We start from the raw sequence: 4,972 nt of genomic DNA on the forward strand, positions 1-4,972 counted from the left end.
GCACCGCCGAGCTGACCGTCGCCGGAGCGCTGCCCGTCCGCGCGGAGGCGGCCCGGCGGGCGGACGGCACCCTGACCCGGATCGCCTCGCGCGCCGCCGCCGTCACCGCGCTCGGCGACGGGCTCACCGCGCTGATCTCCGGTCTGACGGTCACGGGCACGGCGCTGCTCGGGGCCCAGGCGGTGGCCGCGGGCCGGCTCGGCGGCGTGGCGATGGCCGTGGTCGTCCTCACCCCGCTGGCCGCCTTCGAGGCCGTGCTCGGGCTGCCGCTCGCCGTCCGCCACCGGCAGCGGGTGCGGCGGAGCGCGGAGCGGGTCTACGAGGTCCTGGACGCCCCGGAGCCCGTGCACGAGCCCGAGCGGCCCCGGAAGGCGCCCGAAGCGCCGTTCCCGGTGGTCCTCAAGGGGCTGGCCGCACGGCACGAGGGGCAGCGGCGGGAGGCGCTGGGCGGGCTCGATCTCACGCTGGAGGAGGGCCGGCGGATCGCCGTGGTGGGCGCCTCCGGCTCCGGCAAGACCACACTCGCCCAGGTGCTGCTGCGGTTCCTCGACCCGCAGGTCGGCTCGTACACGCTCGCCGGGGTGGACGCGCACGCGCTGGCCGGTGACGACGTACGGCGGCTCGTCGGGCTGTGTGCTCAGGACGCGCACCTCTTCGACAGCTCGGTCCGCGAGAACCTGCTGCTGGCCAGGAAGGACGCCACCGAGGCCGAACTGCGCCGGGTGCTGTCCCGGGCCCGGCTGCTGGACTGGGTGGACGGGCTGCCCGACGGCCTGGACACGCTCGTCGGCGAGCACGGGGCGCGGCTGTCCGGCGGTCAGCGGCAGCGGCTGGCGCTGGCTCGCGCGTTGCTGGCCGGCTTCCCCGTCCTGGTGCTCGACGAGCCCGCCGAACACCTGGACCTGCCGACGGCCGACGCGCTCACCGCCGATCTCCTTGCCGCCACGGAGGGCCGCACGACGCTGCTGATCACGCACCGGCTCGCCGGCCTGGCCGCGGTCGACGAGGTGATCGTGCTCGACGCGGGCCGGGTGGTGCAGCGCGGCCCGTACGCGGAACTGGCCGCGGTCGACGGGCCGCTGAGGGAGATGGCACGACGGGAGGCGGAGGCGGAGTCGCTGGTCGGGGCACGGTGACCCGTCCCGGACGGATCTGGGCCGCGGTGACCCGCTCCGGGCGATCGGGACGACGGTGACCCGGCCGGGGCGACCCGGACCGTGGAACCGGTGGAACTAGAAGTGCTCCGCGAGCAGTTGCTCCATCACGACCGCCACGCCGTCCTCGTTGTTGGCGACGGTACGGCCCGACGCGGCGGCGACGGCGTCCGGGTGGGCGTTGCCCATCGCGTACGACTGGCCGGCCCAGGTGAGCATCTCTACGTCGTTGGGCATGTCGCCGAAGGCGACGACCTCCTCGTGCGAGATGCCGCGCTCGGCGCAGCACAGGGCGAGGGTGCTGGCCTTGGAGACGCCGGGGCCGCTGAGCTCCAGCAGGGCGCTGGGGCTGGAGCGGGTGACGTTGGCGCGCTCTCCGATCGCGAGGCGGGCGAGGCCGAGGAAGTCGTCGGGGTCGAGGGTGGGGTGGTGGGCCAGGATCTTGAGGACGGGCTGGTCGGCGTCCGGGCCGTCGGGCGCGAGCAGTTCCTCGGCCGGCCGCAGGTTGTCGGGCGTCTCCATGTGCAGCTTGGGATAGGCCGGCTCCTGGTGGAAGCCGTAGGTCTGCTCCACCGCGAACATCGTGCCGGGCGCGGCCTCGCGGAGCACTCGTACCGCGTCCAGGGCGTTCTCCCGGGACAGCTCACGCACCTTCACGAAGCGGTGGGCGCCGGGGCCGCCGTGCAGGTCGACGACGGCGGCGCCGTTGCCGCAGATCGCCAGGCCGTGGCCGTGGACGTGGTCGCTGACGACGTCCATCCAGCGGGCCGGGCGGCCGGTGACGAAGAAGACCTCGATGCCCGCCTCCTCGGCGGCGGCCAGGGCTGCGACGGTCCTTGGGGAGACCGACTTGTCGTCGCGCAGCAGGGTGCCGTCGAGGTCGGTGGCGATCAGCCGCGGGCGTATCGCGGCGGCTGGGGTCCCGGGCTGTCTGGTCGCTGAGGTCACCGGGTCATTCTCGCGCATATGCCCGCACGGCCGTGCGCGACTGCGCACGGATGAGACACAGATGACGCTCGGCCGAATCCGGGCACGCCCGACGGACCTCAGTCCAGCTGCGCGACGGCCTCCATGGCGATCCGTTCGAAGACCTTCTCGTCCGCGGCGAAGTCGGAGTCAGGGATGGGCCAGTGGACGACGATCTCGGTGAAGCCCAGCTCCTGGTGGCGGCCGGCGAAGTCCACGAACGCGTCCAGGGACGCGAGCGGCCGTGCGCGGTCCGGGGTGAAGCCGGTGAGCAGGATCCTGTCCAGGTCCGCCACGTCCCGGCCGACGGCCTCGCACGCCTCGGACAACTTGCCGAACTGCCCGCGCAGCGCCTCTACGGACTGCTCCGGGGTGCCGTTCTCGTACAGCTTGGGGTCGCCGGTGGTGACCCAGGCCTGGCCGTGGCGGGCGGCGAGCCTCAGCCCGCGGGGGCCGGTGGCCGCGACCGCGAACGGCAGCCGGGGGCGCTGCACACAGCCCGGTATGTTCCGCGCCTCGTGCGCCGAGTAGAACCGGCCCTCGTGCGTCACCGTGTCCTCGGTGAGCAGCCGGTCGAGCAGGGGCACGAACTCGGCGAACCGGTCGGCGCGCTCGCGCGGGGTCCACGGCTCCTGGCCGAGGGCGGTCGCGTCGAAGCCCGTACCGCCGGCGCCGATGCCGAGGGTGACCCGGCCGCCGGAGATGTCGTCGAGGGAGATCAGCTCCTTGGCGAGGGTCACCGGGTGCCGGAAGTTCGGAGAGGTGACCAGCGTGCCGAGGCGGAGGCGCTCGGTGGCGGCCGTGGCGGCGGTCAGCGTCGGGATCGCGCCGAACCACGGGCCGTCGCGGAAGCTGCGCCAGGAGAGGTGGTCATAGGTGTACGCGGTGTGGAAGCCGAGCTGCTCGGCCCGCACCCAGGCCGAACGGCCGCCCTCGTTCCAGCGGCGGTACGGCAGGATCACGGTGCTCAGGCGCAGACTCATGCGTCCGAGAGTAAGCGGGGCCAAGGACAACGGGCGAAACCGTCACCGAATGTGGCTGCTCGGGCACGCGCCGGCCGCGCATCGGACAGGCGCCGGGTCATGCGCCCGGGGACTCCCGGCCGGTCGCCCGCGCGGTTGCGGACCTCAGCGGGGGCCGGGGAGACGGAGGTACCGCGGGGGTACGGCGGCCGTCAGCCAGACGCCGTTGGCGCTGACGTGGAACACATGGCCGTCGCGGTGCATGGCGCCGGCGTCGACGGTGAGGACGACGGGCCGGCCGCGGCGGGCGCCGACGCGGGTGGCGGTCTCCCGGTCCGCGGACAGGTGTACGGCGTGCCTGCTCATGGGCCTGAGGCCGGTCGCGCGGATGGCGTCCAGGGCGGGGGCGACGGTGCCGTGGTACAGGAACGGTGGCGGGGTCGCCGGGGGCAGGCCGAGGTCCACGCCGATGCTGTGACCCTGGCTGGCGCGGATTCTGGTGCCCTCGATCGCGAAGCGCTGTTTGTCGTTGGTGGCCACCACGTGGTCCAGCTCCTCACGGGTGAACCGGAATCCGTGCCCGGCGGCCGCGGCGATCAGCGCGTCGATCTCCACCCAGCCGCCCGGGTCCAGGGCGAGGCCGATGCGTTCCGGCAGGTGGCGGAGGTGTTTCGAGAGGTACTTCGACACCTTTACGGTGCGTCTTTCGTCCATGTGTCCAGCGTGCGGGAGAGACGCGGATCACGCAGGTTGTTTTTGCCCACAGGTTTGGTCCACAACCAAGTGCGGTTATCCACAGGGGAATTGGCGGAACTGTGGACAACAGGCGTGTGTTTCAAGGTGATTCGCGAACTTCCGGGGCGCGACCGCCGGATGTCACCAGGTCGTCCAAGATCCGTGCGCTTACCTCACGTTCGGCCGCATGCGCGACGAACTCGGAGACGCGGTCCCGGCCAACCAGCCCTTCCACGGCGTCGATCGTCTTCGCGGGGAGCGGTACGGGACGCGTGCCGGAGTCCTGTTCGCCGGGTTCCTCGGCGCCGAGGTGCGCGCGCAGGTGGCGGGTCGCGAACGCGCGCATGGCGCGGCCGAGTTCGGCGTCCACCGTCTGCTGGGCGAGGGGGCGCAGGCGGCGTACGAGGGAGGCCGCCTCCGCCGCGTGCGCGTCCGTGCGACGGTCCGGATCGTCCAGGTAGCGCGCGAAGACGTGCTCTGTGGTGAACTCCAGGAAACGGGCGGCGATGTGCTCGACCTGAGTCCTCAACTCCCGCAGATGGCCCGAGATCGCGGACAGGGGGACACCTGCGGCATGCAACTCCGCTGCCACGGCGAGCTCTTGGGGACTGGGGACGAGGAAGGCGTCGGGGTCGCCGTCGACCGCTTCCAGTACGCCCAGTTCGAGCGCCTCGGCCACGGCGTCCTCGTCGGGGGCGCCGCCGAAGCGGGCTTCGAGTTCGGCGCGGGTGACGCGGTCGGGCTGCTCGTCCGTCCACGGGCCCTCCACCTCGGTGACCAGACCGAGGACTCCGCCGAGGCCACGGCCCGTGTCCCAGGCGTCCAGGAGTTCCTTGATCGAGGCGAGGGTGTAGCCGCGGTCGAGGAGGTGCGCGATCTGGTGGAGGCGGGTGACGTGGGCCTCGGAGTAGAAGTTGGCCCGGCCCTGGCGCTCGGGACGGGGGAGGAGACCGCGGTCCTGGTAGGCACGGATGGTGCGCACGGTGGTGCCGGTCCGGTGCGCCAAATCCTCGATGCGGAGGGCCTTTTGTACCGGGGGCTCGGTCATGTCGGGGTCCTTGGCTGGTGGCCGGAACTGGACAGGTCGCTTCGCTCGCCCGGGCCGCGGCGGCAGGTCGTCCCCGCCGTCCCCGCCCGTGGCCGCGGAGACCTCCC

General features: G+C 73.0%; 5 protein-coding genes. 1 reads left to right on the forward strand and 4 read right to left on the reverse strand.

The features are described 5' to 3' along the window. Positions 1-1,136, forward strand: a 1,136-nt coding sequence (cydC, locus tag ACWEN3_RS41300; protein WP_452982318.1) for a thiol reductant ABC exporter subunit CydC, incomplete at its 5' end; no start/stop codon positions are given. Positions 1,137-1,232: 96 nt separating this feature from the next. On the opposite strand, the gene ACWEN3_RS41305 is transcribed toward cydC, so the two are convergent. The 4 genes from ACWEN3_RS41305 to ACWEN3_RS41320 all read right to left on the reverse strand — a co-directional run bounded on the left by ACWEN3_RS41305 (position 1,233) and on the right by ACWEN3_RS41320 (position 4,865). Continuing rightward, complete coding sequence (locus ACWEN3_RS41305) at positions 1,233-2,120, reverse strand: HAD-IIB family hydrolase (RefSeq protein ID WP_452982321.1); 888 nt, start codon at positions 2,118-2,120, stop codon at positions 1,233-1,235. An 80-nt stretch (positions 2,121-2,200) separates the two neighbouring features. Further along, positions 2,201-3,103, reverse strand: coding sequence for an LLM class flavin-dependent oxidoreductase (locus tag ACWEN3_RS41310; RefSeq protein WP_452982324.1), 903 nt, complete (start codon positions 3,101-3,103; stop codon positions 2,201-2,203). A 144-nt stretch (positions 3,104-3,247) separates the two neighbouring features. Then, positions 3,248-3,796: an RNA 2'-phosphotransferase gene (locus ACWEN3_RS41315; protein ID WP_452982327.1), complete on the reverse strand. Its 549-nt coding sequence runs from the start codon at positions 3,794-3,796 to the stop codon at positions 3,248-3,250. A gap of 121 nt (positions 3,797-3,917) precedes the next feature. After that, positions 3,918-4,865, reverse strand: coding sequence for a MerR family transcriptional regulator (locus tag ACWEN3_RS41320; RefSeq protein ID WP_452982330.1), 948 nt, complete (start codon positions 4,863-4,865; stop codon positions 3,918-3,920). Between the last annotated feature and the right edge of the window lie 107 nt (positions 4,866-4,972).

It is taken from the genome of Streptomyces sp. NPDC004561 (genome assembly GCF_053602155.1).

Bases quoted from the DNA above. Each gene is read 5' to 3' on its own strand.
- ACWEN3_RS41305 (WP_452982321.1), bottom strand. From the start codon at position 2,120: ATGCGCGAGAATGACCCGGTGACCTCAGCGACCAGACAGCCCGGGACC.
- ACWEN3_RS41310 (WP_452982324.1), bottom strand. From the start codon at position 3,103: ATGAGTCTGCGCCTGAGCACCGTGATCCTGCCGTACCGCCGCTGGAAC.
- ACWEN3_RS41315 (WP_452982327.1), bottom strand. From the start codon at position 3,796: ATGGACGAAAGACGCACCGTAAAGGTGTCGAAGTACCTCTCGAAACAC.
- ACWEN3_RS41320 (WP_452982330.1), bottom strand. From the start codon at position 4,865: ATGACCGAGCCCCCGGTACAAAAGGCCCTCCGCATCGAGGATTTGGCG.